This is a genomic window from Hymenobacter jeollabukensis (assembly GCF_005771675.1).
Taxonomy (GTDB): Bacteria; Bacteroidota; Bacteroidia; order Cytophagales; family Hymenobacteraceae; genus Solirubrum; species Solirubrum jeollabukense.
Genome location: NZ_VAJM01000013.1, coordinates 124,759 through 151,367, shown reverse-complemented (window position 1 = coordinate 151,367; position 26,609 = coordinate 124,759). Strand labels below are relative to the sequence as shown.

Sequence of the window (26,609 nt, the reverse complement as noted above, 5' to 3'; positions counted from 1 at the left end):
ATGGGGGCTTTATTCCTTCACGAAGCGGCGGGTTTCGGAGCCGCCCTTGCTGGTGATTTTGTAGAAATACGTGCCGCGGTTGAGGTCGGCCAGGTTCACGTCGAGGGAGTGGGCGCCCTTGTCCAGCTTGCCGTCGAACACGGTACGCAGGGTTTTGCCGCGCTCATCCAGCAGCTCCACCTTCACGTTGCCGTCCTTTTTCACCTCGTAGTCGAGGCGCTGGGTGGTGGTGGCGGGGTTGGGGTACATGGCAGTCTGCGCACCACGCGTAGTGGTTTCGGACGCGGCCGGAGCATTGGGGTCCATCAGCAGGAAGCGCGTAGGCCCGAAGAAACTCAGCTTCATACCAAAGCCGTGGTGGCCATGCCGGCCACCGTGCCCGTTGCCGGCCGCTTTGTGCTGCGCCAGGTTTTGCTGCTGCTCAGGCGTGAGGTTTTTCTGCACCAGGGCCTTGATGTCGGCTTCCCACTTCTCGCGCTGGGGCTGCACGTCGGCCTTGATCTGCTTGAGCTGGGCCTCGTACTTGGTGGCCAGCTGGCCCACGTTCTGCATGATGGCGCGGCGCTCGGTGCGGAGCTGCTCCAGCTGCTGGCGCTGAGCATCGGTGAGAGCCGGGCGCTGGCCGGGCGTAGCGCCATCGGCCGGGCGCAGCGACTGGTGCAGCGCCTTGCCTTGCTCGCGCAGGGCCTTCAGCTGGGCGCGGTAGGTGCTGAGTTGGGCCTTGTCGGTGGCCGAGAGCTGGGCTTCCAGCTTCTGGCGCTGCTGGCGCACCGTCGGCAGCACGTTCTGCTCGACGTAGGCCCGCACTTCGCCGTTGCCCTGATGACGGCCGTGGCCGCCGTGGCCGTCAGGAGCAAACCCGAGGGACTTCGCCTGGTCGCCGGCCTGCGCCAGGCCGAAGGTGGTGGAAACGGGAACAATGGCTGCTGCGAAGGCCAGCGCCTTCAACCAGGAAGAAGTTTTCATGCTTATGCGAGGGGAAAAATGATTGCCGTTTTCTGCTCACATAGAGCGTGAAGTGCGGGTGAGGTTTAACACGGCGGCGGAAAATTCTGCGCCGCTACAACTGCTTCTGCCGATGGTCAGGGACGACCGTGCCGTCCTTTTCATTGCGAGCAGAGCGAATCGAAGGCCGGGGTAGGCGAGCAACGGCAGGAAGGCGCCGCCACACCTAAAACGGGCCCGGCGCCCAAGTGGGCGCCGGGCGACGGTGGCGTTGGGGACAAGGCGGGCTGCGTGCGGGCAGCGGCAGGAGGGACGGGAACGGAGCAGAAAAGAGAATTGCGCGTCGGCTTAGCGGGCCGCGGTGCGGGCCTGCTCGTCGGCGGGCGCGGTCAGGCTGCCGGTCGACAGGCCTTCCCCGCGCTTGATGGGGCCGGCCGCCAGCAGGGCCCCGCGCAGGCGGCCCGAGTCGTTGTCGAGCTGCAGCTTGATCTGGGCCAGCGCCTCGCGCAGGGCGGCCAGGTCGGCCACGCGGTGGGCCTGGGTCTGGGAGTAGCCGTGGTACACCGCCACCCGCACGCGCGACTGGCCGCGGCCGGTGTAAGTGGCCAGGGTGTCGCCCTTGGCGCTGACAATCTGCACGGCGGCCTTCAGGTCGGTTTCGTACCACTCCAGCGGCACGCCCAGCAGCGAGGGCAGCATGAAGGTGGCCATCTGCAGGCCCTGCAGCACCTTGCCGGTGCGCTTGGTGCGGCAGTCCACCACCTGCAGCTGCGCCGTGCCGAAGCGCAGCGTGTCTTCCGGGTCGCTCAGGTTCATGCGCACTTCCCGCTCAAACAGCCGCTGCGGGTCTTCGGGCAGGGCGCCCGCCGAGGTATTCAGCGGCCCGTTGTCGACGGTAATTTCCAGCGAAGGCAGCCGCTCCACCAGGGCCGCCGGCGAGGGTTGAAACATCACCCGGTCGGCGGATTTGCAGCCGGGCAGCAGCAGCGCCAGCGTGGCAAGGGCAAGCACAAAGCGGTGTGAAGGCGTCATGGCATCAGCAAGGCTAGGAGGAGTCGGAAAAGCAGCGGGCGGTAATCCATGGCAGTGGATTAGGTAGAAGCAAATATAATTTAGTTCATAATAAATTGTATGTTTTGAATAGAAAAAATTTCACGATTTCGGTATTCCTGCATCTGCGGGTGGCAAAGTCGGTGCAAATGCCCCTAAAACGACCAAGGCCCGGCCGACTGAGTCGGACCGGGCCTTGGCACCAAAAATGGCTTTGCCGCAGCGTTAGTGCAGATGACCAGCGGGCTGGGTTTCCTCGAACAGTTCGTCGACCGGCTGGCCGTGGTAGTTGTCGACGAACTCGCCTTCCCAGCGGGCAATGACGGCCGAGGCCAGGCAGTTGCCGATAACGTTGACGGCGGTGCGGGCCATGTCCATCAGCGCGTCGATGCCCAGGATGATGAACACCGGCCAGGGCGGCAGGTTGAACGAGGCCACCGTGGCCAGCAGAATCACCAGCGAGGCGCGGGGCACGCCGGCCACGCCCTTGGAGGTGAGCATCAGGGTGAATACCATCACCAGCTGCTCGCCGAAGCTCAGGGGTACGCCCGCCGCCTGGGCCACGAAAATGGCCGCCAGCGAGAGGTAGAGCGTGGTGCCGTCGAGGTTGAAGGAGTAGCCCGTGGGCATCACGAAGGCCACCACCCGGCGCGGCACCCCGATGCTTTCCATAGCCTCCATGGCCCGGGGCAGCGCCGCTTCCGAGGAAGTGGTGGCAAAAGCAATGCTCACCGGCTCGGCAATAGCCTGCACGAAGCGCTTGATCGGAATGCGGGCAATCAGCGCCACCGGCAGCAGAATCAGCAGCAGGAAGGCAATGAGGGCGCCGTAGAGCGTGAGCAGCAGCTGCAGCGCGTTCAGCAGCGGGGCAAAGCCCATCTTGCCCACGGTGTAGGCAATGGCGCCGCCCACGCCCAGCGGGGCGAAGAACATGACCACGTTGGTGAACTTGAACATCGCCTCCGAGAGGCTTTCCGACCACTCCAGCATGGGCCGGCGGTGCTTGTCCGACACCATGGCCAGGCCGATGGCGAAGATGATGGCGAAAACCACCACCTGCAGCACCTGCCCCTCGGCCACCGATTTGGCAATGTTTTCGGGGAAGATGTGGGTGATGATGTCGGCTGCCGACTGCTTGGGCGCGGTGGCAATGGCGTCGTTGGTGGTGTTGCCAGCGCGGGCGGCGGCCAGCACCGCCGGGTCCAGCTTGCCGGCCTGGGTGAGGTTGATGGCGGCCAGGCCGATGAAGAGGGCAAACGTGGTGACGATTTCAAAGTACACCAAGGCCTTCACGCCCATGCGGCCCACTTTTTTCAGGTCGGCGTGGCCGGCAATGCCCACCACCAGCGTGGCGAATACCAGCGGGGCAATGATGGTCTTGACCAGGCGCAGGAACACGTCGGACAGCACCTTCAGGTTCTGCGCGCCCTCCGGGAAGTCGGCCCCGGCCTCGGCCCCGACGAGCATGCTCACCACAATCCAGAACGTGAGGGAGCGGCGCTGCGCGGCCCAGGCAATCATGGCCGCGAGAGCCAGCCAGCGGGCGGCCAGCGGCACCATGGGCGGCAGCGCCAGCACGCCGTAGTGGGAAAGGGCAGTCAGCAGCGCGGCCACGAGCAGCAGGACCAGGGCCGGCACGGCAAAACGGGTAAGCTTCATAGAGCAGGTAAAAAGGACGGACGCTGCCCGGTGGGAAGGGGGCAGCGTCCGGCAAAGATAGCCGATTGGGGCAGAGCCCAACGGCGGCGAAAAACGCGGGCTAGGGCAGCGTGAGCAGGTAGCCGATGGTGAAGTTGGCGTCCCAGTCGAACACGAACTGCTGGCAGCCCGTGGCCTTGGCCAGGGCCTGGTAGATGTTGACGCCGGCCTGGGCCTTGGCGCCCTCCAGCGAGGCATACGCGGCCGGGGCTTTCAGCACGGTGTAGCGCTCCGTGCCATGGCGCAGCGGTTTGGCCAGCTCGTAGGGGATGCCGCCGATGATAAAGCAGGTGGCGCGCTCCTCGGCTGGCACCTGCTGGGCCTTGCTCTGCACGTCGGCGGCCACGGCGGCGGGGTCGGTGTTTTTCTGGAAGTACTTCGAGCCGTAGGTGTCGGCCGTCTGCACCATGCCGGTTTCCAGCCAGGCCAGCTTGGTGTTGCCCGAGCCCATATCCACCAGGAAGGCCTTGTCGGCGTAGGCGGCGGGCAGGGCGGCGCGCAGGCCCAGGGCGGCTTCGCGCTCCGGCGTCACGGTCAGCACCACATAGTTCATCGCCCGCAGCGCCTTGATGATTTTCTGAGTGCCCTCGGCCGCCACGGCGCCCGAGCTGACCACGAAGTGAATGTCGCGGCCGCCCACGCCGTAGTCCAGCATCTTGCCGATGTAGGTTTTGAGGCCCTTGCGGATGTCGTCCTCGGTGGCCAGGTTTTCCATCACCAGGCTGTTGCCGAACTCCGACTTCTCCAGCTTCCAGTTTTTATCGGCGTCGATGCGCACAATAAAGGAATTGAAGCCGCTGGCGCCCAGCTCAACCACGCCTCTGAGCTTGCCGCCCACCGGCGCGGCGGGCCGAAAGGTGAAGCTAGCCGGCGTGGCGTTGACGGGGGCCGGCTTGACGGCCGGGGCCGGGGCGGCCGGCATGGGAGCGGCCGAGGCCACGGCCGTAGCCGGCGCTTGAGCCGCCGGAGCGGGTGCCGGAGTAGGAGCGGGCGTTACCGGAGCCGCCGTGGCGGTGGGCGTTTCCTTGGCTTGATGCACTTCGCCGTACAGCGTCACCGTGTCGCCCTCGCGCAGCACCACTTTCTGGCCGCCGGGCAGCATGGCCGTGCGCGACTGATAATCGAGGCGGGTGCCGTTGATGAGCACCACGCTCTTGGTCAGCGGCGTAGTCTTGGTGTTGGTCTGCACCACCAAGGCGTTGTCTTTCACCGCAAACCAAGAGGTGAAACCGGCCGCCCCGGTTGATTGCGCCACTAGGCGGCTCGGGATGAGTACTACCCAGAGGAGCAGAAAGAGTAAGAAGTTTTTCATGTGCAATAGGATTTTATGGAACGGTGGCGCAAACTAATTATAATTATAGTTCTATAAAATAAATATTTTCTCTGTGGGTCTTATTTCTGTCTGAAACGCCGTCACTGCTGTCCGGAGCGAATTTCTGCCCATCTTCGGCCGCCGTACGTTTCCCCTGTTCATGCTGCACTGGTCCATCCGCCCGCTGGAGTTGCCGCTCCGCTTCACCTGGAAAATTTCCCGCAACGCCTCCGACGCCAAAACCAACCTGCTCGTGCGCGTGGGCGACGCGGCGGGCACGGCCGGCTGGGGCGAAGCCGCCCCCAACGTGCGCTACGGCGAGTCGCCGGCCGCGCTGCTAACGGAGTTCGAGGCGCTGCAGCAGGCCGGGCTGGCCCAGGTGCAGGACCTCACCGACCTCACCGCGCTGCTCGAAGCCCGGCAGCCGGCCCACGCGCTGCGCTTCGCCCTCGAATCGGCCTACGTGCACTACCTGGCGCGGCGGCGGGGGCAGTCGGTGCCGCAGCTGTTGGGCGTACCCGCGCCGCTGCCGGCCGTGGGCACGGCCTTCACCCTGCCCATTATGGCGCCCGGCGAGGTGGCCGGGTTCATCGAGCGGCACGGACTGGCGCGCTTCCCATTGCTGAAGGTGAAAGTCAATCAGGAGCTGGGCGTGGACTTACTGGCCGAAGTGGCCCGGCTGCTGCCCGGCCGCCCGGTGCTCGTCGACGGCAACGAGGCCTGGACCGACGCCGACGCGCTGCTAGGTTTCATGGAACAGGTGCAGCAGTTGCCCGCGCTGAACGTGCAGCTGCTGGAGCAGCCCCTGCCGGCCGCCTGCGCCGACGATTACCGCTACCTGCGCCCGCGCAGCCCCTGGCCGCTCATTGCCGACGAATCGGTGACCGACACGGCCGACTTCCACGACATTGCCCGGCAGTTTCACGTGCTGAACATGAAGCTGATGAAGGCCGGTGGTTACCTCAACGGCGTCCGCCTGCTCAACGAAGCCCGCGCCCACGGCCTGCGCACCATGGTCGGCTGTATGGTCGAAACCTCGTTGGGCATCTGGTCGGCCCTGCAAGTCAGCGGCCTCTGCGAAATCTGCGACCTGGACGGCCTGCTCATCGTGCGCGATGAGCCCTTCGGTGTGGTACGGGAAGAAGGCGGCCGGCTGATGCCGCAGGCCGAGGTGCCGGAAATTGGGTGAAATGGTGAGATGGTGAAATGGCGAGTTTATCTGAACGTCAACTCACCATTTCACCATCTCGCCATCTCGCCATTTCACTATTTCACCGCCCGCAGCTGCTCGTCCAGGGTTTTGATCTGGCCGTCGAGCTGGCTGGTGTCGGGTGCTTTGGGGTTGCCCTGACTGAGCAGGCTGATTTTCTGGTTCAGCAGCTGAATCTTCTGGGCCATCAGCTCCACGCGGCGGTTTAGGTCGCCGAGGCGGGCGTCCACGTCGGCGGCGGATGTCGGGGCGGAGCGGCGGTCCACTACCTCGCCGAATTTGGCGTCGGGCGGGGCGGTTTCGCCGCGCGAGGCGGCCGCGCTCTGCGGCGTGGCGAACATTACGCCGCCGTCGGCGGCCACGTAGTCGCCCTCTTTCAGGGTAATCATCTTGCCGGTGGGCAGCTCCACAATGCCGCTCTTCACGTTCACCTTGGTGCCGTTGGGCAGGCGCACGTTCTGGCTCAGGCCGCTGGTCTGGCCGTTGCGGCGGCGCACCACGGCCCCGTTCTGCATCACAAACTGGTCGCCGTTCTGCAGGTCCACGCGGTTGTCGGCCGGGGCTTTCGACGATTGGGCGTGGGCGGCAGGAGCGGCCAGCAGGGCAGCGAGCAAAACCAAGACGGGAGCAAACGGTTTCATGGCGGAGCAGTTGGGAAAAGTGGTGTGGTTGTTGGTAAAGCGCGCCTCTGCATACGCAGGATGCCGGCGGAGGGTAAAACGGAATGCGGTTTCAAAAAAAGTTTGGAACCAATGTTGCGACATTTAATGTATATACATATATTTGCAACGCCATTCGGTTCTCCCATGAAGCTCGAAGACGAAATCCAGCAGCGCGCCTTTAAAAACGTCTACCAGAAAGCCCACCTGAACGTGGTCTTTACGGCGGGCTGGCTGCAGCAGCGCCTGGCCGCGGCCTTCAAGCCCTACGGCCTCACGCTGCCGCAATACAACGTGCTGCGCATCCTGCGCGGGCAGCACCCCAAGCCGGCCACGGTGAACCTGCTCATCGAGCGGATGCTGGACAAAACCAGCAACGCCTCGCGCATCGTGGACAAGCTGGAGGCCAAACATCTGGTTACGCGGCAGATCTGCCCCAGCAACCGCCGCGCCGTGGACATCCGCATCACCGAAGCCGGCCTGGAGCTGCTGCGCCAGACCGAAAGCCTGGCCGACGGCCAGGACCAGGGCCTGCGCAACCTCACCGACGAAGAAGCCGCTCAGCTGAGCGACCTGCTCGATAAAATCCGCGACTGACGGATTCAGTTTCAGTCACTCCAATCCCAGACTCTCACACCGTTTGAAGACCATGAAAAAAATCATTCTGCCTCTGCTCGTTGCTGGTGCCCTGTTTGCTGCTCCGGCCCAGGCCCAGCAAAAAGCCACCGCCGCCGTCAGCGCCAAAGCCGCTACGCCTGCTAAGGCTGCCAAAGCCGCCAAAAACAGCAACGCGTACGCCGTGCAGCCGCAGCTGAGCACCCTCGGCTGGGTAGGCAAAAAAGTAGGTGGCCAGCACAACGGCTCGGTAGCCGTGAAAGACGGTTCGATGCTGGTGAAAGGCAACCAGATTGTGGGCGGCACCTTCACCTTCGACATGAACACCATCAAGGTGGAAGACCTGAAGGACGCCGAGTGGAACGGCAAGCTGGTGGGCCACCTGAAGAACGACGACTTCTTCGCCGTGGACAAAAACCCGACGGCCACCTTCGTCATCACCAGCATCAAGCCCGTCACCGATGCCGCCGGCAACAACGCCCAGGTAACCGGTAACCTGACCATCAAAGGCAAAACCAATGCCGTGACCTTCCCCGCCAAAGTAGGCGTGAAAGACGGCGTGGCCTCGGCCTCGGGCGTGGCTACCGTCGACCGCACCAAGTACGACGTGAAGTACGGCTCGACCCTGTTCGGCGCCGCCGCCGACAAGGCCATCGAAGACAACTTCACGCTGAGCTTCAACGTCATTGCCAAGCAGTAACGGCAATTGACTTCCTTCGTCCCTAACCGGACCAAAAGCAGAAACGGCCCCTTCACCGCAGCGGTGAAGGGGCCGTTTGCCTGTGGGCGGGGGCGGGCCTAGCGGCCGTCCGAAGCGGGTGTGGTAGTGGGAGCCGGCGTGGCCGGGGCGGTAGCGGGCGTCGGAGCCGTGGTCGGCGCCGGGGCGGCGGCGGCGCCGCCGCGCAGCTGCAGGCGCAGCGGGGCCACGTTCATCTCGCGCAGGCTGATGATGCCGTACACCGTTTCGCCGGGGCGAATCACCTTGTTGGTCATTTCGTTGGTGACGAATTCCTTGCGCATGTTGGAGTTGGCCGTGGCCGCCCCGATCATGTTGCCAGCGCCCACCAGCGGGCCCCAGGGCAGCAGGGTGCCGCCGGTGGTCTGCCCGGTGTACGGGTCGTAGGTACCGCCGACCTGGCCGATGCCGAGGAAGTAGAGCACGTAGATGGCTACGCCCTGCTTCATGTCGTTGGCGGCCTGAATGGCGGGCACCGGCATGGTGGGCCGTTCGCCGAAGAACAGCTCCAGGTCGCGCGAGAAGTTGATGTCAGCCGCCGTGTTGTTTTTCACGCGCACCGCCACGGTCTGGTAGCCGCGCTTGCGTTCCTTCTTGATGTACTTGCGGTTGCCACCGGCCATTTGCAGGGCGCTGAACTGGTAGCTGAACTCCACCGGGGCGCCGGCCGGGCTCATGGATTGGTAACGGGTAAAGTTGGCCGGGCGAATCTGGTGGTAGCTACCGGCGCAGCTGCTCAGAGCCAGGGCCAGGGTGCCAGCGGCCAAGTACGTAGCGGTCAAACGCATAAAGAAGCAGTTAAACGGTGGGGATGAAGGAGGAATGAACAAACATTGAACTTTCAAAGATACCGCCGGCCACCAGTAAACCAACTTCCCGCGCGGGCAAAAAAAGAGCTGCCCTAGGCGGGCAGCTCCAGCTCGGTGGGCAGCGGGTAGCGCAGCTGCCGGTGCTTGTCGTGGGCGCGCAGGGTGCGCAGGATGTCGTTGAACTCGTCCTGGTATTCCAGCCAGAGGTCCTCGTGCAGCTTGGGAATGAGCTTGGCCGTGCGCAGCACGAAGCGCACCGTGGCCACGTAGAAAAGGTGGAAGTAGCCGTCGAAGTAGCTCTGGTACTCGTCGAGCACCAAGCGTAGCACGTACATGTTTAGGTCGACTTCCAGGCGCTTGTCCTTGGTGATGCGCTTGGCGCGGGCCACTTCCTTGGCGGCTTTGCCGAGGGCGCGGGCCAGGGCGCGGCTCATCACCCGGCCGTTGGCCTTTTGCAGCAGCTCGGCAATGCGCTCGGCGTGCTCGTCCTGCACCACGCGCAGGTCCACGTCGGGCAGGATTTCGTAGCGCACCAAATCGTACAGCTCCGCGTCGCGGCGCACGGCTTTGAGCAGCAGGTCTTCCTTTTCCTTGTCAGTGAGCTGGCGCAGGACGCGCTTGAAGTCGGTGGAGGGAGCGGGCATATCAAAGGGGCCTCACCCCCCGGCCCCACTCCAAGGGGAGAGGGGGAGCCGAGGCGGCGCAGGCATTTGTGCTGAAAGGAAAAAAGAACGGGCGGGGCTGCGGAGCGCGAGCGGAGCAGCCCCGCGTCGTTGAACGAAATCGGTGCTGACGTCTGGCTCCCCCTCTTTTTGGGAGAGGGGGCCGGGGGGTGAGGCCCCTACTGCCCGCTGCTGGCGCCGGTGGCCGGGGCTTCGGGCTTCAGGTACTGGTCGAGGTAGTTGGTAATCTTGGTGTAGAGGTGCACGCGGTCCTTGCCCCCGACGTTGTGCGGGTGGCCGGGGTACACGAAGTAGTCGAGCTGCACGCCCTTGTCCACGGCGTTTTTCAGGTAGTCGAGGCTGTGCTGCCACACCACCACGTCGTCGACGGTGCCGTGAATCATCAGCAGCGGGGCTTTCAGGTTCTGCACGTAGCCCAGCAGGTTGGCCTTCTGGTAGCCCTCCGGGTTTTGCTGGGGCGTATCCATGTAGCGCTCCGTGTACATCACCTCGTACATGCGCCAGTCGATAACCGGGCCGCCGGCCACGCCGACTTTGAAGGTGCCCTCGGGGGCGCGGGTGAGCATGGTGGTCGTCATGAAGCCGCCGAAGCTCCAGCCGTGCACGCCGATGCGGCTGGCATCCACGTAGGGCAGGCTTTTGAGGTAGTCCACGCCCTTGAGCTGGTCGGCCAGCTCCTGGGTGCCGAGCTGGCGGAAGGTGGCCTGCTCGAAGGGCAGGCCGCGGTTGCCGGAGCCGCGCGAGTCGACGGTAAACACCACGTAGCCCTTCTCGGCCATCATCTGCATCCACAGGTTGCCGCCGCCCAGCCAGCTGTCGGTGACGAGCTGCACGTGCGGGCCGCCGTAGACGTACACCACGGCCGGGTATTTCTTATTGGGGTCGAAGCCGGGCGGGGTAATGATGCGGGCGTACAGGTCGGTCTGCCCGTCGGCAGCCTTGAGAGTCTGCAGCTTGGTCTGGCCCAAGCGGTAGTTGCTGATGGGGTTGGGCGCGTTGAGCAGCTGCTGACGCATTTTGCCATCCTTGGTGCCCACCACCGAAATAGTGCGCGGCGTGGTCTGGCTGCTGTAGCTGTCGAGCAGGGCCTCGCCTGAGGGGCTGAGCGTGCCCGTGTGCGTGCCGGCCGGGCCGGACACCTTGCGTGGCTTGCCGCCGCTGAGGCTCACCGCGTACAAGCCGCGCTGAATGGTGCCGTCCTGGTTGCTGGCGTAGTAGGCGGTTTTGCCTTTCTCATCGAAGCCCAGCAGGTCCGTGACCAGCCAGGGGCCGCTGGTGAGCTGGCGCATCAGCTTGCCCGAAGTATTATACAGATACAGGTGGTTGTAGCCGTCCCGCTCGCTCTGGTAGACGAACTGGTCGGCGTGGCCAGGCACGAAGCTGAGCGGGTGCAGCGGCTCCACGAACTCGGTGTCGGTTTCCTCAAACATGGTCTTCACCAGCGCGCCCGTCGCGGCTTCGTACTGGCGCAGCCACATGTGGTTCTGGTCGCGGTTGAGCACGGCTATATAAATGCTCTTCTCGTCCGGGCTCCAGCTGATGTTGGTCAGGTACTGTTCCTTCGGCTCGCCGGTCTGCAAAAACACCGTCTTGCCCGAGGCCACGTCGTACACGCCCACGGTCACTTCGTGGCTTTTGTCGCCGGCCATGGGGTATTTGATGGGCTCGGCTTGGGCGGGCGTCGGGGCCACCGATACCAGCGGGTAGTCCGTCACCATGGTCTGATCCATGCGGTAGTAGGCCAGCTTCGCGCCCTTGGGGCTCCAGAACGTGCCCTTGGTGATGCCGAATTCCGAGCGGTGCGCCGCCTGCCCGTTCACAATGGCGGGGTTGGCTTCCGAGGTCACGGCCACGTTTTCCTTGCCCGGCAGGCTCACAAACAGGTTCTGCTCCTTGGTGTAGGCCACGCGGGTTTTCGTCGGGTCGAAGTCCACGTTGTCGGCGCCGGCCTGGTAGCCGAGCAGCTTGGTGGCCTTGCCCTCGGCCACCGCGTAGCGGAACACTTCCCGGCTGGGCATCGTCACCAGGAAGGCGTCGGGGCCGGTCCACTGCACCTGCGGAAACGCGGCGGCTTTCAGGGTGGGGGCGCCGGCGGCCTGCAGGGCTTGGTAGAGGTTGGCCATGCTCACCACCGGCTGCAGGGGCCCGCCGGCGGCGCGGCCGCGCACCAGCTCGTCCTGCCCGTTCTCGGAGCGCACGAAGCTGAATTCGTCTTTCGAGCCCGGAATCCAGGCCAGCTGCTTGAGGTTGGCCGGCGAAAGAGCCGGGTTGCGGAAGGCGTCTTCCACGGTGAGCAGCTGCTGCTGGGCGCGCAGGGCGGTGGGGGCCGCAGTCAGGGTCAGCAGCAGGGCGGGCAGCGCGAGGCGCCGGAACGTCAGGGACATAGAGGAAAGCAACGAGAGAAGGGGAGAGGAAGGCAGATGGTTCGGGCCGGGAATTTACGGCGGAATCAACAGACCCGCCCCGCTACAAATTCCCGGGCCCGCGGGCAACTATCCGGCCGCCGCCGCTGTTAAGGGGTGCTTTTTGCGAGAGACGAACCTAGCGCCCGAATTCTTACCTTTACCACCATGAACACCAACCCGCAGATTGCACACGACGAGGACGTTCTGCTGCTGGAGGAAACCACCGACCTGCGCGACCTTGTCGTCTACAACGACGATATCAACACCTTCGACCACGTCATCCAGACGCTCATCGACGTGTGCCAGCACGAGCCCATGCAGGCCGAGCAGTGCACCCTGCTGATCCACTACAAGGGCCAGTGTGCCGTCAAGATGGGCACTTACGAGGAGCTGGAGCCCATGTGCACCGCCATCCACGACCGCGGTATTTCGGCCGACGTGGTGTAGAGAATGTGAATGAATGTGTGAAATGTGCACAATGTGAATAATGCTTGACGAACCGCGCTTTTTTGCGCGTGAATGTCGGTCTGGATGGCACTATTGCATTTTTTACATTGTTCGCATTTAAGCTCATTCGCACATTATCATTGAATGGAATTTCCCTCCAAACTCATCGAAAACGCCGTGGGCGAGCTGGCCAAGCTGCCGGGCATCGGCCGCAAAACGGCCCTGCGCCTGGCCCTGCACCTGCTCAAGGCCGACACCGATACCACCAGCTCCCTGGCCGAAGCCCTGGCCAAGATGCGCTTCGACATTCGCTACTGCCAGAGCTGCCACAACATCTCCGACACCGAAGAGTGCTCGATCTGCGCCAACAAGCTGCGCGACCATAGCACCGTCTGCGTCGTGTCGGACATTCGCGACGTTATTGCCATCGAAAACACCGGGCAGTACCAGGGCGTGTACCACGTGCTCGGCGGCGTCATCTCGCCCATCGAGGGCATCGGCCCGGCCGATTTGCACATCGATTCCCTGCTGACGCGCGTGCAGACCGAAGGCTCGGAAGTAAAAGAGGTTATCCTAGCCATCAGCCCCACCATGGAGGGCGACACCACCGCCTTCTACCTCACCCGCCGCCTGCGCGAGACGCCCGAAGTCCACATCAGCAGCATTGCCCGCGGCATCCCCGTCGGCGGCGAGCTGGAGTACGCCGACGAAATTACCCTGGGGCGCTCCATCGTGGAGCGCCAGCGGCAAGCGCGGTAATCCTCCGTTACTCTTTCTCAGCCAAACGGCCCCTTCTGCTCAGATGGGGCCGTTTGGCTTTTTGGGCGCCACCCACACGGTTTTGTGCTCGTAGGGCTCGATGCGGATGATGCGGCCTTCGCCAACGGCATGCGGGTAGGTGCCGAACAGAATCGGGCTGCCGACTTGTAGGTACGATTCAAGTGCCTCGGGGATGATGGTGGCAATGGGCACCACCGTCGGGGTAGCGGCGTACAGGGGCTCGGTTAGCTGAAACTCTGCGGGGGACGAGCCCGGCGCCCCGCGTCCCCACAGCGACATGCGCCGCGGTCCGCTCATGGGAAACTTCGGCCAAGCTGCCTTGGTGGCGTAGAAAACGACTTCGGCAATCAGGGTGACGTTTGTCATGGAGCGGCAAGGAATAGTGGCGAACTTTTGCGGGGCGGAAGCGGGCTACGGCGTCCAACCAAGGACGGCAAGCAAACGAAATCTTCCGTAGTTAAGGCCGAAACCCGCCCTTGGCGGTTGTTCTGCTGACCTTCGAACGCACTTCCGGCATGACCAAAACCGTCTTCATTGCCTCCGCCGAGCCCTACAGCGGCAAGTCCCTCGTCACGCTGGGCCTGGTGAACATGCTGCTCAGCAAAGCCCAGCGCGTGGGCTACTTCAAGCCCGTCATCAGCGCGGGCGGGGAAGGCCGGCGCGACCCGCACATCGACACCGTATTGCGCTACTTTCAGCTGCCCACGGCCTACGAGGACACCTTCGCCTACACCGGCCCGGAGGTGCTGCGCCTGATCGAAACCGAGGGGCAGGGCGAGATGCTCGACACCATCATCCGCCGCTACAAGCAGCTAGAGGAGCAGCACGACTTCATCGTGGTGGAGGGCACCGACTTCGTGGGTCACGGCACCGCCTTCGAGTTTGAGCTGAACGTGACCATTGCCAAAAACCTGGGCGAGCCGGTGCTGCTGGTGGTGTCGGGCGAGGCCAAAACCACGGCCCAGATCATCAGCAGCACGCTTACGGCCCTGCGGGGCTTCGAGGCGCGCGAGGTGCCGGTGCTCACGGTGGTGGCCAACAAGGTGCCGCCCGCCCAGGTGGCCGACGTGCAGCAGCTGTTGCGCGCTCAGCTGCCGGCCGAGGTCGGGCTGTCGGTGATTCCCGAGGACAAGGCCCTGCTGAACCCCACCATGCGGGAGCTGCACGAGGCGCTGGGCGGCACGCTGCTCTTCGGCGAGGAGCTGCTCGGCAACCAGGTCGACAACTTCGTGACCGGGGCCATGCAGGTGCCCAACTTCCTGAACTACCTCAAGCCCAACGTGGCCATCGTCACGCCCGGCGACCGGGGCGACATCGTCATCTGCGCGGTGCAGGCCAATATGTCGGCCAGCTACCCCAAGGTGGCCGGCGTGGTGCTGACGGCCGGCTGGCAGCCCGAGGAGCCCATTCTGCGCCTGCTGCGCGGCCTGCAGGGCGTGATGCCCATTCTGGCCGTCCCGACGGGGACTTTCGAAACCAGTGCCCGGCTGGCGGCCGTCAAGTCGCGCCTCTCGGCCGACAACCCCAAGAAGGTGCAGCTGGCCATCCGCACGTTTGAGCGCTACGTCGACGTGCCGGCCCTCGACCGGCAGCTGGCCACCTACCAGTCGGAGGGCATCACGCCGCACATGTTCCAGTACCGGCTGCTGCAGTGGGCCAAGCAGCAGCGCCGCCACATCGTGCTGCCCGAGGGCAACGACGACCGGATTCTGCGCGCCGCCGCCCAGCTCCTGCAGCAGGACGTGGTGGATTTGACCATTCTCGGCAACCCGGCGGAAGTGGCCGCCTCGGCCAAGCGGCTCGGCCTGAACCTGCCGCTGGGCCACCTGCGCGTCATCGACCCGGTGCACTCGGAGTACTACGCCGACTACGTGCAGACCTTTTACGAGCTGCGCAAGAGCAAGGGCGTCAACGAGGACATGGCCCGCGACCTGCTGCGCGACGTGTCGTACTTCGGCTCGATGATGGTGTACAAGGGTCACGCCGACGGCATGGTGTCGGGGGCGGTGCACACCACCCAGCACACCATCCGGCCGGCCCTGCAGTTCATCAAAACCAAGCCGGGCATCTCGCTGGTGTCGTCGGTGTTCTTCATGTGCCTGCCCGACCGCGTGGCCGTGTTCGGCGACTGCGCCGTGAATCCCAATCCCACGGCCGAGCAGCTGGCCGAAATTGCCATTTCCTCGGCCGAAAGTGCCCAGCGCTTCGGCGTGGCGCCGCGGGTGGCCATGCTCTCGTATTCCTCCGGCACCTCCGGCGAGGGCGCCGAAGTCGACAAGGTGCGCCGCGCCACCGAGCTAGTGCGCCAGCTCCGCCCCGACTTGCCGGTGGAAGGCCCCATTCAGTACGACGCCGCCGTCGACCCCATCGTGGGCCGGCAGAAGCTACCCGATTCGGCCGTGGCCGGGCAGGCCAGCGTACTCATCTTCCCCGACCTGAACACCGGCAACAACACCTACAAGGCCGTGCAGCGCGAAACCGGGGCCCTGGCCATCGGCCCGGTGCTGCAGGGCCTGAACAAGCCCGTCAACGACCTGAGCCGCGGCTGCACCGTGGACGACGTGTTCAACACCGTCGTCATTACCGCCATTCAAAGTCAGCAGGCGTAGCGAATAGGCTCGTTGAGGAGGATGCGGGCGTGGGTACGATGCCGCTGCTCGTGGCGGTTTCGCGGCCTGACGGCTGGCTAAAGCCGGGCGGGCAGGCGTTGCGGCCGGGCGTTTTTTGCGCCGAAAGCCGTCGTGTGGCGCTGTACGCCGTATGGCATGGCTGGTCGGTAGCCCGGCCGTTGCGCATTCGCGCTTCCCCTCTGAAACCTGATAGTGCCTATGGCTTCCGGATTTTTTGCTTTGCTGGATGACATTTCGGCGCTGGTGAAAGCCAGTGCCGCCAGCCTCGACGACGTGCCCGCCCAGGTGGCCAAAACCACCGGCAAGGTGTCCGGCATCGTCATCGACGACACGGCCGTGACGCCCAAGTACGTGGTGGGCCTGGACCCCAGCCGGGAGCTGGCCATCATCTTCCGGATTGCCAAAAAGTCCCTGATCAACAAGCTGCTGATCCTGAGTCCGGCGGCGCTGCTGCTCGGCTACTTCGCCCCCTGGGCCATTACGCCCATTCTGATGCTGGGCGGGGCGTACTTGTGCTTCGAGGGCTATGAAAAGGTGCATTCCATGTTCAGCAGGCATCCCGAGGCGCCGGCCGAAAGCGAGGAGCTGGCAACCATTACGCCGGAGGAGCTGGAGCAGCAGCGGGTGGCCGGGGCCGTGCGCACGGACATCATCCTGTCGGCCGAAATCATGGCCATTGCCTACAGCCAGGTGACTGGCCAGCCGATCCTAAACCAAATCATGGTGATGCTGGCGGTGGCGGTGGTCATTACCGTGGGCGTGTACGGCTTCGTGGGGCTGATTGTGAAGATGGACGACATCGGCATGCACCTGGCCCAGGAACACAAGAACCCGGCTACCCAAAAGCTTGGCCGCGGCATCGTGAGATTCATGCCGCATTTTCTGCGGATTCTGGGCTACGTCGGCACGGCCGCCATGCTCTGGGTCGGGGCCGAAATCATTGCCCACGGCATCCCCCTTACCGCCCATTGGCTGCACGAATTGGAACTCGCCCTGGCCGATGTGCCGGTGGTAGCCTGGTTGACCAAGGCCTTAGCCTGCGCCGTTTTCGGGCTCATGGTGGGCTTTGTAGTCGAGAAAATCGTGGGCTTGGCGAAGAGGGTATGGCAGGGCAAAAGCGAGGTGCCGGCCGCGTAACACCGCGCCCCGGCCACTCAGACGCGTAGCAGGCCGCGGAAGCCCCGGGCGGCGTAGTAGGAGGGGGCGCTGTTGTGGTACACGAAGACGGTGCCGTAGCGGTAATCGGCGAAGAGCGCGCCGCCGAGCCGGCGGATGGCGGCCGGCGTCTGAATCCAGCTGGAGGTTTTGGCGTCGAACGGCCCGAACTGCTGCAGCTCCCGGTATTGCTGCTCGGTCAGCAGCTCGATGCCCATGGCGGCGGCCATGTCGACGGCGGCGTTGGCGGGCTTGTGCTCCTTGCGGGATTCCAGTCCTTCCAGGTCGTAGCACACGCTGCGGCGGCCTTTGGGGCTTTCGGCCGCGCAGTCCACAAATAGGTACTCGCCCGTCGCGGCATCCTGGCCGATTACGTCCGGCTCGCCGCCGCTTACTTCCATTTCGTCGAGGGCCCAGAGCTTGGCCGGATTGGTTTCCAGTCGGGCCTGGATGGGCGCCCACTGCAGGCCCTGGTGGCGGTCCATGTGTTTGGCGAAACGGGCTTGCAGCACGCGGAGCAGCTCTTCGCGCTGGCCTGCTGAAAGATCCTGGTGATTTTCCTGGGCCATGAGGTGTACGTTGACTTTACTCGGGTCGGAAAGAGCGGCCGGGCGGCCTGCGTTTTGCGGGTTACGGCAAGGGCATGCGGGGCCCTGCTGCGCTGGCGTCAGCCGGCGCAAGGTAGCGGGGCCGGTGCGGTCAACTCAAGCCAGCGCCGGAAGAAAAGATGCGAATACGGCGAATGGAAGGCCGTTCAGGCTGCTTCGCGCAACGCCGGCAGCTCCATCGGCTCCGGGTTCAGCCCGGTCATTGGTTCCTCCTCGATCAGTGCCGGCCAGCCGGATAGCAGGCGGGCGAGGCGGTATTCCTTGGTGCGGCGGCAGCGGCGACTGGCGTAATCGGGCAGGTCGAGCGGGCCGGCGGAGCGGCGGCCGAGGGCCTTGGTAAGGCGCGCTTCGAGGGGGCGGCGGGTCATAGCAATAACGGGGGTGAAAATGGGCCCGACAGGACTAAGCGCCCCGCCGGTTTACTTTGCTCCGTAACTACCGCAACTTCGCGCACAAAGTCAACCCCGATCCGGCGGGTTGCGGCGCGGAACCCAGGCTGGCAACTTCCTTTACATGAACATCTTCGTCGTCAATTCCGGCAGCTCGTCCATCAAGTATCAGCTCTTCCGCTGGCCCGCCGAGCAGCCCGTCTGCGCTGGCCTCGTGGAGCGCCTCGGCCTGCCCGATTCCGTCATCACGCACACCGTATTCGGGGCCGAAGGGGAGCCGCAGCGCCAGCAGCGCACCCTGGCCCTGCCCGACCACGCCGCCGGCCTGCGCGAGGTCGTCGGGCTGCTGACGGCGGCCGGCACCGGCGTCATCCAGGACCCGGGCGACATCCGCGTCATCGGGCACCGGGTGGTGCACGGCGGCGAGAAATTCGCGGCCACAACGCTGATTGAAGCGGCGGTGAAGGCCGAAATCAAGGCGCTGTTTGCCCTGGCGCCGCTGCACAACCCGGCCAACTACCTCGGCATCGAAGTCTGCGAAGAGCTGTTTCCCGCGGCCCGGCAGGTGGCCGTGTTCGACACCGCTTTTCACCAGACCCTGCCCGAGTACGCCTTCCGCTACGCCCTGCCCGCCGCGCTCTACCATGAGCAGGGCATCCGCGTCTACGGCTTTCACGGCACCAGCCACCAGTACGTGGCCGGGCAGGCCGCCGCGTATCTTCAAAAGCCGGATGCGCGCCTTGTTACCGTGCACCTGGGCAACGGCTGCAGCATGGCCGCCGTGCACGCCGGCCGCTGCCTCGATACCAGCATGGGCTTCGGCCCGCTCAGCGGCCTGGTGATGGGCACCCGCTCCGGCGACCTGGACCCCTCGGTCATCTTCTACCTCACCGGCCAGCTCGGCTACTCGGTGGACGAGGTCAGCGCCCTGCTCAATAAGCAGAGCGGCATGCTGGGCCTCACCGGCCACAGCGACATGCGCGACGTGGGCGCCGCCGTAGCCGCCGGCGACCCGGAAGCCACCCTGGCCCTGGCCCTGTATGCCTACCGCATCAAGAAGTACCTCGGCGCCTACGCCGCCGTGCTCGGCGGGCTCGACGCGGTGGTGTTCACGGCCGGGGTAGGGGAGAACGATGCCGCCGTGCGCCGCCTGGCCTGTGCCGGGCTGGAATTCCTGGGCGTGCAGGTCGACGAAGCGCGCAACGCCGTCCGCAGCCGGGAGCTGCGCGAAATCAGCCCGGCCGGGGCCGCAGTGAAAGTGCTGGTGGTGCCCACGAATGAGGAACTGGAAATAGCCCGGCAGTGCGCGGCGCTGCTTGAGGTAAGGTTGTAGGAAGCCAGAAGTCAGTTCGCTGGCCGTCATTGCGAGCGAAGCGAAGCAATCCTTCCTCTAGTAGCACAAACGATACAAGACCTACAAACCGAAAACGCCTCAACCCGAAACCAGCACCGCCTGAAGCTGCAGATGCCAGTTTAGGGCGGTGGTCGTGCTACCGTCGTGCCGTGAGAGGAAGGATTGCTTCGCTTCGCTCGCAATGACGGCGGGGGGAACCGGCGTTGTGGCTTCCCGGCTGCCTGAACCCGACAAGCCGCAACTCTGCGTAACTTTCGCGGCCTTGCTCCCGCCTCACCCGCCCGTGCCCGCCCCCGTCAAGCTTTCCGTCGTCATCGTCAACTACAACGTCTGCTACTTCCTGGAGCAGACGCTGCTGTCGGTGCGGCGCGCGGTGGACAAGCTTGGGCAGCCGGTGGAGGTGTTCGTGGTCGACAACAACTCGGTGGACCGCTCGGTGAGCATGGTGCGGCAGCGCTTTCCCGAGGTCATCCTGATCGAAAACAAGGCTAACCCGGGCTTCAGCAAGGCCAACAACCAGGCCCTGCGCGTGGCCACAGGCCAGTACCAGCTGCTGCTGAACCCCGATACGGTGGTGGAGGAAGATACCTTCCTGCGCTGCTGCGAGTTCATGGACGCGCACCCCGATTGCGGCGGCCTGGGCGTGAAAATGCTCGACGGGCAGGGCAAGTTTCTGCCCGAAAGCAAACGCGGCCTGCCCACGCCCTGGGTGGCCTTCTACAAGGTGTTCGGGCTGGCGGCCGTGTTTCCGAAGTCCCGGCGCTTCGGCCGCTACCACCTCGGCTTCCTCGACAAAGACCAGACCCACCAGATCGAAGTGCTCAGCGGGGCCTTCATGCTGATGCGGAAAGCGGCGCTGGACCAGGTCGGGCTGCTCGACGAGGACTACTTCATGTACGGCGAGGACATCGACCTCTCATACCGGCTCACGCGGGGCGGCTGGAAAAACTACTACTACCCCGGCACCCGCATCATTCACTACAAGGGCGAAAGCACCAAGCGCACGTCGGTGAACTACGTGTTCGTGTTCTACCGCGCCATGGTCATTTTCGCCCGCAAGCACTTCGCGCCGCAGCGGGCGGGCATGTTTTCGCTGCTGATCAATATGGCCATCTGGCTGCGCGCCGGGGTGGCCATTGCGCGCCGGTTCTGGGATTCGGCCTGGCCCATCCTGCTCGACGCGCTGATCATCTTCATTGGGATGTACTTCCTGAAAGAGTACTGGGAAGACAACCACAAGTACGTGCCCACGCCCTACCCGCCGCAGTACATGCTGGTGGCCGTGCCGGCCTACATCGGGCTGTGGCTGGGCAGCAGCTACCTCAGCGGCGCCTACGACGAGCCCACCAAGTCGGCGCGCATCGTGCGCGGGGTGTTTTTCGGCACCGTCATCATTTCGGCCGTCTCCAACTTCCTCGACGCCTGGCGCTTTTCCAAGGCGCTCATCGTGCTCGGCGGCACCTGGGCGGTGGCGGCCATGGTGGGCCGGCGGCTGGTGCAGCAATTCATCCAGTACCGCGACCTGCGCATTTCGGAGCGGCGGCAGAAAAACATTGCCATCGTGGGTTCGGAGGCCGAAAGCCGCCGGGTGCGCCACCTGCTCGAAGCCGCCAGCGTGCAGGCCCGCATCATCGGCTTCGTGAGCCCCACCGACGACGCGGCCGCCGCCGACGCGCCCGAGGACCTGCTCGGCTCCCTGCGCCAGCTCGATGAGGTGCTGCGCATCTACGCCCTGGACGAGCTGATTTTCTGCGGCAAGGACCTCTCGGCGGGCCAGATCATGGGCCGCATGGTGCAGTTGCAGCAAACGCACCCGAACGTGGCTTTCAAAATCCTGCCCGAAGACAGCCAGTACATCATCGGCTCCTCCTCCAAGGATTCGCCCGGCGACTATTATGCGCTGGACATCGAGCTGAACCTCTACAAGCCTCAGCAGCGCCGGGCCAAGCGCCTGGTCGACGTGCTGCTCAGCCTGGGCCTGCTGGCGGGCGCGCCGCTGCTGCTGGGCCTGCAGCGCCAGGCCGGCGGCTACCTGCGCAACGTGCTGCGCGTGCTGGCCGGGCGCCGCACCTGGGTGGGCCTGCGCTATTCCGCCCCGCGCAAGGGGCAGGCCCGCGCCGTCCTCTCGCCCGCCGACCACGCCGAGACGCCCGGCGCGCTGCCGCTCACCGAGGCCACCCGCCGCCGCCTGGAGCTGCTCTACGCCCGCGACTACACCCCCGCCGACGACCTGCGCCTGGTGCTGCAAAACCTGCGCGGGCTGGGGCGGGAGTAGGGTAGCAGCATCAAGCTGGATACTTGGCTGACCGTTTTACCGATTGTGCCTTATGGGACAACTTATAGATATAGACGAGTGGGGGCTAGGCGCCGCCGACTTATCCCGGCTGCATAACGTAGCTACTGTGCAGATTGGCTTAACATATCCTGATTACCGGGCCTTGGTGCAGTACAAGCCCCGGGAAAGGCTAAAGCGGATTGACGCGCACTACCGCCACGACTACCAACGGCTGCTGGCTTTGCTGTCCGCAGGCGAAATGGAAATGACCGGCACGCAGCGGCGTCCGACCGGCGTCAGAGTGCAACTGCCCTTGCAGCAGTTGCCGGCGCTGCTACAGCACGAATTCATTGGCTCCATTATGGTCAGCAAAATCGAGGGAATGGCGCCACAATTAAAAGCGGTAGAAGAATCAAGGCCCTCCTTCTGGTGCATCGAGGCCCGGTTTGCGGTGCAGATAGAAGACGAAACCAAGGGGCTGCAGCTCTACGAAGACCGGATGCTGATAATTACGGCGGATTCGGAGGCGGAAGCCAAAAAGAAACTTGCCGCTGATTTTGAGGCCTATGCCAAACCTTATTTGAATTCCGCCGGGCGGCTGGTGCGCTGGCAGTTTGAAGCATTTCTGGACACTTACCGAGTGGATATAGAGTCTGTAAATGAATTCGCCGGTGCTTCGGGCGTGGAGGTTTTCTCCAAGCTCAAGCGCCGCCGCATCCGGCCCGATAGAGAATGGCTTCCTAAGCACTAATACGACCTGGTTAATGCTTAAAAGCACGTAGAATTACCCTGTTGCGGACGCGCGCGGAGGCGGACATTTGGCCTATCCTCAACGCTTTAACCTCTTCGCTCCGTGGCAACTTCTCCCGCTTTTCCGGCCTCAGCCCTCAGCAGCGCGGCCCCGCAAATCACCCCGCCCAACCCCATGCTGCCGCCGGCGGCTATCTTCTGCATGATAGCCTACGTCGACAACCCAAACGAGCCCAACGCGGGCGGGCAGCTCAACATCGAGGCGGCGGTGCAGAGCATCTTCCCGACCTGCAAGGTGGTGTGGTCGTCGACCAACACCTACGACGACAACTACGCCTACATCGTCCAGTCGCCCGACAACGAGTTCTTCCTGGCCGTGCGCGGCTCCCTGCCCTTCGTGGTCGACGGGCACACGGTTATCGACTGGGGCATCATTGCCAACTGGCTGCTGGAGGACTTCCGGGTGTACACGCAGAGCCAGTGGCCCTACGTCAGCAGCGGCGAGGCCTACGTTGCCAGCGGCACCATGGACGCGTTCAACAACATCAGCTCGGCCACCAACTACTTCGGCAACACCGGGCAGTCGGCCCTGCAATACCTGCAGGACAATGCCGTGGCCAACAATTATCCGGTTTACATCACCGGGCACAGCCTGGGCGGCAACGTAGCCAACGTCTACGCCTCCTACTTTGCCCAGCAGTGCCCCACGGCCGATGCGTCCGTGTTCAGCTTTGCCGCGCCGGCAGCCGGCAACCAGGACTTCGTGACCGATCTGCAAAGTAAGTACCCGGCCGGCAAGGCCTACCACTACGAGATGAACAACGACATCATCCCGCGCTTCCCGGTGGTGGCCGCGGTGGAGTCGCTGGAGAATATGTTCCAGCCCAGCCCGCTGGCCACGGCCATTTCGCACCTCGACGTGACGCTGGCCGACCTGCTGCAGGGCGTGGCCGACACGCTGAAATATGACGCCGACATCGACCTCATCGACCCCTACGTGTCCACCGCGGTAACCTATGCGCCTTACCCGCTGGCCGCAGCCTGGACGGATAACACTTTCGACGACTGGTTTGCCCAGGCTTCGTACCAGCACACGGCCTCGCACTACGCCAGCATTTTCTGGCAGAACACCGACGCCATCGTGGCCGCGCTGGCGCCCAGGATTACCAAGGCCAAGGCCGTGTATGCGCCGGTGCCCGCCGCTGGCAATTCGACTGCGCTGGCCTGATGGCCGCTCAACCCTTGCCGCTCCCATAAACTCCGAAAGCCCGGCACCTTGGTGCCGGGCTTTTTGCTGCTCCCTCGCCCGTGCTGGCTGATGGCCGCAAAAACCGGGAAAAGGCGGGTTGCTGCGCTTGCTAGCGTTGCCTGCGGCAGTGGCTGCCGCGGTTGCTTACCTTTGCCGTTTATTCCCGTACTCCGAGTTTCCCAGCCCGCCCTGCCATGTCGACCGACGCTGCCCCCGCCCTTGCGCTAATTTCCGACCGCATCAACGCCCTTGAAGCCCCGCAAACCATCGAAATGGCCAAAAAGGCGCGGGCCCTGGCCGCCCAGGGCGTCGACGTCATTAGCCTGAGCTTCGGCGAGCCGGACTTTCAGACGCCGCAGTACATCAAGGACGCGGCCAAGCAGGCCATCGACGAGGGCTTCACCTTTTACACCCCGGTGCCCGGCATTCCGGAGCTGCGTCAGGCCATCTGCGACAAGCTCAAGCGCGACAATAACCTCGACTACAAGCCCGAAAACATCGTAGTGGGCACTGGCGCCAAGCAGGCCCTGGCCAACGCGGTGCTGGCCCTGGTGAACCCCGGCGACGAGGTTATCATCTTTTCGCCGTTCTGGGTGAGCTACGAGGAAATGGTGAAGCTGGCCGAGGGCGTGACCATCCGCCTGGAAGGCACCCTCGACAACGACTACAAAGCCACGGCCGCCCAGCTGGAAGCTGCCATCACGCCCCGTACCAAGCTGGTGATGTACTCCTCGCCCTGCAACCCCACCGGCGCGGTATGGTCGCGTGCGGAGCTGGGGGCCATTGCCGAGGTGCTGGCCCGGCACCCGCAGGTGCTGGTGGTGGCCGACGAGATTTACGAGTACATCAACTTCGTGGGGGAGCACGCCAGCCTGGCGCAGTTCGCCGCGGTGAAAGACCAGGTAGTGACGGTCAATGGCTTTTCCAAGGGCTACGCCATGACGGGCTGGCGCATCGGCTACCTGGCGGCGCGCCCCGAAATTGCGGCGGCCTGCGAGAAGCTGCAGAGCCAGATTACCTCGGCCACCTGCTCCATCACCCAGCGCGCCGGCCTGGCCGCCCTGCAGGGCGGGCGTAGCTCGGCCGATGAGATGGTGGCCGCCTACCGCCGCCGCCGCGACCTGGTGCTCGGCCTGGTGAAAGAAATTCCCGGCTTCAAAACGCCCACGCCCGACGGCGCCTTCTACATCTTCCCCGACGTGTCGGCCTACTTCGGCAAGACCACTGCCGACGGCGCCACCATCGCCACGGCCAACGACCTGGCCATGTACCTGCTCAACGACGCGCACGTAGCCGCCGTCGACGGGGCCGCGTTCGGGGCGCCGCAGTGCCTGCGCTTCAGCACCGCCACCGCCGACGAAAAGCTGGCCGAAGCCTTCCGGCGGGTCAAGGAAAGCCTGGCCCGGCTGCGCTAAGCTGCGTGGACAGCCAGGAAAAAAGAACGCTATGCTGAGCTTGTCGAAGCATCTCTACCGCTTCGTTGGTTTGGTACAGATGCTTTGATAAGCGGACACCAGAAGAAGCATGACGACCTGAAAAGCCGCAGCATACCTTTCACTGTCCACAGACCCTGAGCAAGGCTGCTGATTGGCCATAAAAGCCGCGTCCGAACCTCGGGCGCGGCTTTTTGCTTAAACTGCCGCGCATTTTCCCACTACGTCCATGAGCCAGATTCCCGTTGCCCCGCTGCCCGCCGACGAGCACCTGCGTTACCCCATCGGCCGCGTGCAGCTGCCCGAGCAGCCACTGACGCCCGCCGAGCGCACCATGTACATCCAGCAGATTGCCGACCTGCCCGCCCAGCTGCGCGAAGCCGGCAAGGCCGCTGGGGGCGTGCGCCTGGAGCAGCCTTACCGCCCCGGCGGCTGGAACGGCCGCCAGGTCATCCACCACTTGGCCGACGCGCACCTGAACAACTACCTGCGCTTTCACCTGGCCCTGACGGAAGACCATCCGACCATCCCGGCCTGGAACCCCACGGCCTGGGTAGCGCTGCCCGACGTGGCCGCCACGCCCGTCACCGTGTCATTGGGCCTGCTGGAGCACCTGCACGCCCGCTGGGTGGTGCTGCTGCACCACCTCACCGCGGCCGACTGGCAGCGCACCTTCTACCACCCGACGCTGGAGCGCGTCTACACGCTCGACCAGGCCTTGGTGCAGTACGCCTGGCACGGCCGGCACCACCTGGGCCACCTGCAGCTGCTGGCGGCCAGCTGAGCGCTCAAGCCGCATGGAGGGACGAGCTGAAACGCCGTGGGCCGGCTCCCAAACGGGAGCCGGCCCACGGCGTTTTTTTACGAGCGGTGGCAGTTAGTGCGTGCCGTGGTGCCCGTCGATGGCCTGGTCCATGGCATCCTTGAAGGCGCCCATTACCTTTTCCCGCTCTTCGTTGGAGCTGTGACGCAGTACCTTGTCCACCATGTTGCGGTAGACTTTCACCATGAACTGCGGGCCGTAGGTGGAGAGAAAATCGTCGTGAATTTTGTCGAAAGCCACTTTTTCCGCGTCGGAAATTGAAAGTGACAGGGCCAGCCAGGCCTTGGCGTTGTTGGCAAGGCTGGTTTTGAGGTCTTCGTCCATGAAAAAAGAGGATAAGGAGGCGTCAGGATAAGTCGTGGCGTGCCTCACTACACCCTCAACTCGGTGGCACGGAAATTCGTGCCCCGGGAAGGTACGGTTCTTTTGGCTGATATGCTGGGGGCGGGGTTGCCGTGAGAGCCATTGCCTCGTTGCGCGGCGCCAGCGCATAATCACGAAACAGGAGGGCTGACGGTTAGCACCCGTGTTTCGGTCGTTGAAATATCCGTTGCCCTCCACGGGCTATCTTTGCGGCCTCATTTGCCATTGCCC

The 26,609-nt window shown here is 64.3% G+C and carries 25 protein-coding genes; 13 read left to right on the top strand and 12 right to left on the bottom strand.

The genetic code is table 11. The annotated features are described in order from the left end of the window. Positions 1-9: 9 nt before the first annotated feature. From FDY95_RS20655 to FDY95_RS26625, 4 genes are all read right to left on the bottom strand, one after another. Positions 10-966 carry a T9SS type A sorting domain-containing protein gene (locus tag FDY95_RS20655; protein ID WP_138080529.1) on the bottom strand — a complete coding sequence of 319 codons (957 nt, stop codon included), beginning with the start codon at positions 964-966 and terminating at the stop codon, positions 10-12. Positions 967-1,293: 327 nt separating this feature from the next. Continuing rightward, positions 1,294-1,956, bottom strand: coding sequence for a hypothetical protein (locus FDY95_RS20650; protein ID WP_138080527.1), 663 nt, complete (start codon positions 1,954-1,956; stop codon positions 1,294-1,296). A 264-nt stretch (positions 1,957-2,220) separates the two neighbouring features. Beyond that, on the bottom strand, positions 2,221-3,654 hold the full coding sequence (locus tag FDY95_RS20645) for a dicarboxylate/amino acid:cation symporter (RefSeq protein WP_138080525.1): 1,434 nt from the start codon (positions 3,652-3,654) through the stop codon (positions 2,221-2,223). 100 nt (positions 3,655-3,754) lie between these two features. Continuing rightward, positions 3,755-5,005: a DUF6799 domain-containing protein gene (locus FDY95_RS26625; RefSeq protein ID WP_138080523.1), complete on the bottom strand. Its 1,251-nt coding sequence runs from the start codon at positions 5,003-5,005 to the stop codon at positions 3,755-3,757. 160 nt (positions 5,006-5,165) lie between these two features. On the opposite strand from FDY95_RS26625, the gene FDY95_RS20635 reads away from it, so the two are divergent. Further along, entirely contained in the window at positions 5,166-6,194 is a 1,029-nt protein-coding gene (locus FDY95_RS20635; protein ID WP_138080521.1) for a dipeptide epimerase, read from the top strand. A gap of 77 nt (positions 6,195-6,271) precedes the next feature. Here FDY95_RS20635 and FDY95_RS20630 read toward each other — a convergent pair whose 3' ends face one another. Continuing rightward, positions 6,272-6,856: a DUF6799 domain-containing protein gene (locus FDY95_RS20630; protein ID WP_138080519.1), complete on the bottom strand. Its 585-nt coding sequence runs from the start codon at positions 6,854-6,856 to the stop codon at positions 6,272-6,274. 165 nt (positions 6,857-7,021) lie between these two features. Here FDY95_RS20630 and FDY95_RS20625 point away from each other — a divergent pair, with 165 nt between their 5' ends. Both FDY95_RS20625 and FDY95_RS20620 read left to right on the top strand, forming a co-directional pair. Then, the gene (locus tag FDY95_RS20625; RefSeq protein WP_138080517.1) at positions 7,022-7,471 is read left to right on the top strand and encodes a MarR family winged helix-turn-helix transcriptional regulator; all 450 of its coding nucleotides are present in this window, start codon (positions 7,022-7,024) and stop codon (positions 7,469-7,471) included. A gap of 52 nt (positions 7,472-7,523) precedes the next feature. Then, positions 7,524-8,189: a YceI family protein gene (locus FDY95_RS20620; RefSeq protein ID WP_138080515.1), complete on the top strand. Its 666-nt coding sequence runs from the start codon at positions 7,524-7,526 to the stop codon at positions 8,187-8,189. Positions 8,190-8,287: 98 nt separating this feature from the next. Here FDY95_RS20620 and FDY95_RS20615 read toward each other — a convergent pair whose 3' ends face one another. The 3 genes from FDY95_RS20615 to FDY95_RS20605 all read right to left on the bottom strand — a co-directional run bounded on the left by FDY95_RS20615 (position 8,288) and on the right by FDY95_RS20605 (position 12,101). Continuing rightward, a complete protein-coding gene (locus FDY95_RS20615; RefSeq protein ID WP_138080513.1) occupies positions 8,288-9,013 on the bottom strand; it encodes a hypothetical protein in 726 nt (241 codons plus the stop codon). Between the two features lie 113 nt (positions 9,014-9,126). Further along, positions 9,127-9,678 carry a hypothetical protein gene (locus FDY95_RS20610; protein WP_138080511.1) on the bottom strand — a complete coding sequence of 184 codons (552 nt, stop codon included), beginning with the start codon at positions 9,676-9,678 and terminating at the stop codon, positions 9,127-9,129. A 197-nt stretch (positions 9,679-9,875) separates the two neighbouring features. Then, a complete protein-coding gene (locus tag FDY95_RS20605) occupies positions 9,876-12,101 on the bottom strand; it encodes a S9 family peptidase (protein ID WP_138080509.1) in 2,226 nt (741 codons plus the stop codon). A 186-nt stretch (positions 12,102-12,287) separates the two neighbouring features. Between FDY95_RS20605 and FDY95_RS20600 the strand changes: the two genes are divergently transcribed. Together FDY95_RS20600 and recR are read left to right on the top strand one after the other, a co-directional pair. Then, entirely contained in the window at positions 12,288-12,569 is a 282-nt protein-coding gene (locus tag FDY95_RS20600) for an ATP-dependent Clp protease adaptor ClpS (RefSeq protein ID WP_138080507.1), read from the top strand. A gap of 144 nt (positions 12,570-12,713) precedes the next feature. Next, positions 12,714-13,328: a recombination mediator RecR gene (gene recR / locus FDY95_RS20595; protein WP_138080505.1), complete on the top strand. Its 615-nt coding sequence runs from the start codon at positions 12,714-12,716 to the stop codon at positions 13,326-13,328. Between the two features lie 39 nt (positions 13,329-13,367). Here the strand turns inward: recR and FDY95_RS20590 are convergent, their stop codons facing one another. Continuing rightward, on the bottom strand, positions 13,368-13,715 hold the full coding sequence (locus FDY95_RS20590; RefSeq protein ID WP_138080503.1) for a hypothetical protein: 348 nt from the start codon (positions 13,713-13,715) through the stop codon (positions 13,368-13,370). 149 nt (positions 13,716-13,864) lie between these two features. Between FDY95_RS20590 and pta the strand changes: the two genes are divergently transcribed. Continuing rightward, positions 13,865-15,958 carry a phosphate acetyltransferase gene (gene pta / locus FDY95_RS20585; RefSeq protein ID WP_138080501.1) on the top strand — a complete coding sequence of 698 codons (2,094 nt, stop codon included), beginning with the start codon at positions 13,865-13,867 and terminating at the stop codon, positions 15,956-15,958. 219 nt (positions 15,959-16,177) lie between these two features. Continuing rightward, positions 16,178-17,116, top strand: a complete 939-nt coding sequence (locus FDY95_RS20580) for a DUF808 domain-containing protein (protein WP_138080499.1) — start codon at positions 16,178-16,180, stop codon at positions 17,114-17,116. A 17-nt stretch (positions 17,117-17,133) separates the two neighbouring features. Here the strand turns inward: FDY95_RS20580 and FDY95_RS20575 are convergent, their stop codons facing one another. Both FDY95_RS20575 and FDY95_RS20570 read right to left on the bottom strand, forming a co-directional pair. Next, positions 17,134-17,703, bottom strand: a complete 570-nt coding sequence (locus tag FDY95_RS20575; RefSeq protein WP_138080497.1) for a DUF4256 domain-containing protein — start codon at positions 17,701-17,703, stop codon at positions 17,134-17,136. Positions 17,704-17,888: 185 nt separating this feature from the next. Beyond that, the gene (locus tag FDY95_RS20570) at positions 17,889-18,110 is read right to left on the bottom strand and encodes a hypothetical protein (protein ID WP_138080495.1); all 222 of its coding nucleotides are present in this window, start codon (positions 18,108-18,110) and stop codon (positions 17,889-17,891) included. Positions 18,111-18,255: 145 nt separating this feature from the next. Here FDY95_RS20570 and FDY95_RS20565 point away from each other — a divergent pair, with 145 nt between their 5' ends. The 6 genes from FDY95_RS20565 (at position 18,256) to FDY95_RS20540 (ending at position 25,976) form a co-directional block, all read left to right on the top strand. Then, a complete protein-coding gene (locus tag FDY95_RS20565; RefSeq protein WP_138080493.1) occupies positions 18,256-19,464 on the top strand; it encodes an acetate/propionate family kinase in 1,209 nt (402 codons plus the stop codon). 304 nt (positions 19,465-19,768) lie between these two features. Further along, the gene (locus tag FDY95_RS20560; RefSeq protein WP_212744939.1) at positions 19,769-21,760 is read left to right on the top strand and encodes a glycosyltransferase family 2 protein; all 1,992 of its coding nucleotides are present in this window, start codon (positions 19,769-19,771) and stop codon (positions 21,758-21,760) included. A 52-nt stretch (positions 21,761-21,812) separates the two neighbouring features. Then, positions 21,813-22,511: a DUF4288 domain-containing protein gene (locus FDY95_RS20555; protein ID WP_138080489.1), complete on the top strand. Its 699-nt coding sequence runs from the start codon at positions 21,813-21,815 to the stop codon at positions 22,509-22,511. A gap of 102 nt (positions 22,512-22,613) precedes the next feature. Further along, positions 22,614-23,738, top strand: coding sequence for a lipase family protein (locus FDY95_RS20550; RefSeq protein ID WP_138080487.1), 1,125 nt, complete (start codon positions 22,614-22,616; stop codon positions 23,736-23,738). Positions 23,739-23,953: 215 nt separating this feature from the next. After that, a complete protein-coding gene (locus FDY95_RS20545) occupies positions 23,954-25,174 on the top strand; it encodes a pyridoxal phosphate-dependent aminotransferase (protein ID WP_138080485.1) in 1,221 nt (406 codons plus the stop codon). 247 nt (positions 25,175-25,421) lie between these two features. Further along, the gene (locus FDY95_RS20540; RefSeq protein ID WP_138080483.1) at positions 25,422-25,976 is read left to right on the top strand and encodes a YfiT family bacillithiol transferase; all 555 of its coding nucleotides are present in this window, start codon (positions 25,422-25,424) and stop codon (positions 25,974-25,976) included. 93 nt (positions 25,977-26,069) lie between these two features. Here FDY95_RS20540 and FDY95_RS20535 read toward each other — a convergent pair whose 3' ends face one another. Beyond that, the gene (locus FDY95_RS20535) at positions 26,070-26,339 is read right to left on the bottom strand and encodes a hypothetical protein (RefSeq protein WP_138080481.1); all 270 of its coding nucleotides are present in this window, start codon (positions 26,337-26,339) and stop codon (positions 26,070-26,072) included. Positions 26,340-26,609 lie beyond the last annotated feature (270 nt).

Bases quoted from the DNA above. Each gene is read 5' to 3' on its own strand.
- FDY95_RS20655 (WP_138080529.1), bottom strand. From the start codon at position 966: ATGAAAACTTCTTCCTGGTTGAAGGCGCTGGCCTTCGCAGCAGCCATT.
- FDY95_RS20645 (WP_138080525.1), bottom strand. From the start codon at position 3,654: ATGAAGCTTACCCGTTTTGCCGTGCCGGCCCTGGTCCTGCTGCTCGTG.
- FDY95_RS26625 (WP_138080523.1), bottom strand. From the start codon at position 5,005: ATGAAAAACTTCTTACTCTTTCTGCTCCTCTGGGTAGTACTCATCCCG.
- FDY95_RS20635 (WP_138080521.1), top strand. From the start codon at position 5,166: ATGCTGCACTGGTCCATCCGCCCGCTGGAGTTGCCGCTCCGCTTCACC.
- FDY95_RS20630 (WP_138080519.1), bottom strand. From the start codon at position 6,856: ATGAAACCGTTTGCTCCCGTCTTGGTTTTGCTCGCTGCCCTGCTGGCC.
- FDY95_RS20625 (WP_138080517.1), top strand. From the start codon at position 7,022: ATGAAGCTCGAAGACGAAATCCAGCAGCGCGCCTTTAAAAACGTCTAC.
- FDY95_RS20620 (WP_138080515.1), top strand. From the start codon at position 7,524: ATGAAAAAAATCATTCTGCCTCTGCTCGTTGCTGGTGCCCTGTTTGCT.
- FDY95_RS20615 (WP_138080513.1), bottom strand. From the start codon at position 9,013: ATGCGTTTGACCGCTACGTACTTGGCCGCTGGCACCCTGGCCCTGGCT.
- FDY95_RS20610 (WP_138080511.1), bottom strand. From the start codon at position 9,678: ATGCCCGCTCCCTCCACCGACTTCAAGCGCGTCCTGCGCCAGCTCACT.
- FDY95_RS20605 (WP_138080509.1), bottom strand. From the start codon at position 12,101: ATGTCCCTGACGTTCCGGCGCCTCGCGCTGCCCGCCCTGCTGCTGACC.
- FDY95_RS20600 (WP_138080507.1), top strand. From the start codon at position 12,288: ATGAACACCAACCCGCAGATTGCACACGACGAGGACGTTCTGCTGCTG.
- recR (WP_138080505.1), top strand. From the start codon at position 12,714: ATGGAATTTCCCTCCAAACTCATCGAAAACGCCGTGGGCGAGCTGGCC.
- FDY95_RS20590 (WP_138080503.1), bottom strand. From the start codon at position 13,715: ATGACAAACGTCACCCTGATTGCCGAAGTCGTTTTCTACGCCACCAAG.
- pta (WP_138080501.1), top strand. From the start codon at position 13,865: ATGACCAAAACCGTCTTCATTGCCTCCGCCGAGCCCTACAGCGGCAAG.
- FDY95_RS20580 (WP_138080499.1), top strand. From the start codon at position 16,178: ATGGCTTCCGGATTTTTTGCTTTGCTGGATGACATTTCGGCGCTGGTG.
- FDY95_RS20575 (WP_138080497.1), bottom strand. From the start codon at position 17,703: ATGGCCCAGGAAAATCACCAGGATCTTTCAGCAGGCCAGCGCGAAGAG.
- FDY95_RS20570 (WP_138080495.1), bottom strand. From the start codon at position 18,110: ATGACCCGCCGCCCCCTCGAAGCGCGCCTTACCAAGGCCCTCGGCCGC.
- FDY95_RS20565 (WP_138080493.1), top strand. From the start codon at position 18,256: ATGAACATCTTCGTCGTCAATTCCGGCAGCTCGTCCATCAAGTATCAG.
- FDY95_RS20555 (WP_138080489.1), top strand. From the start codon at position 21,813: ATGGGACAACTTATAGATATAGACGAGTGGGGGCTAGGCGCCGCCGAC.
- FDY95_RS20545 (WP_138080485.1), top strand. From the start codon at position 23,954: ATGTCGACCGACGCTGCCCCCGCCCTTGCGCTAATTTCCGACCGCATC.
- FDY95_RS20540 (WP_138080483.1), top strand. From the start codon at position 25,422: ATGAGCCAGATTCCCGTTGCCCCGCTGCCCGCCGACGAGCACCTGCGT.
- FDY95_RS20535 (WP_138080481.1), bottom strand. From the start codon at position 26,339: ATGGACGAAGACCTCAAAACCAGCCTTGCCAACAACGCCAAGGCCTGG.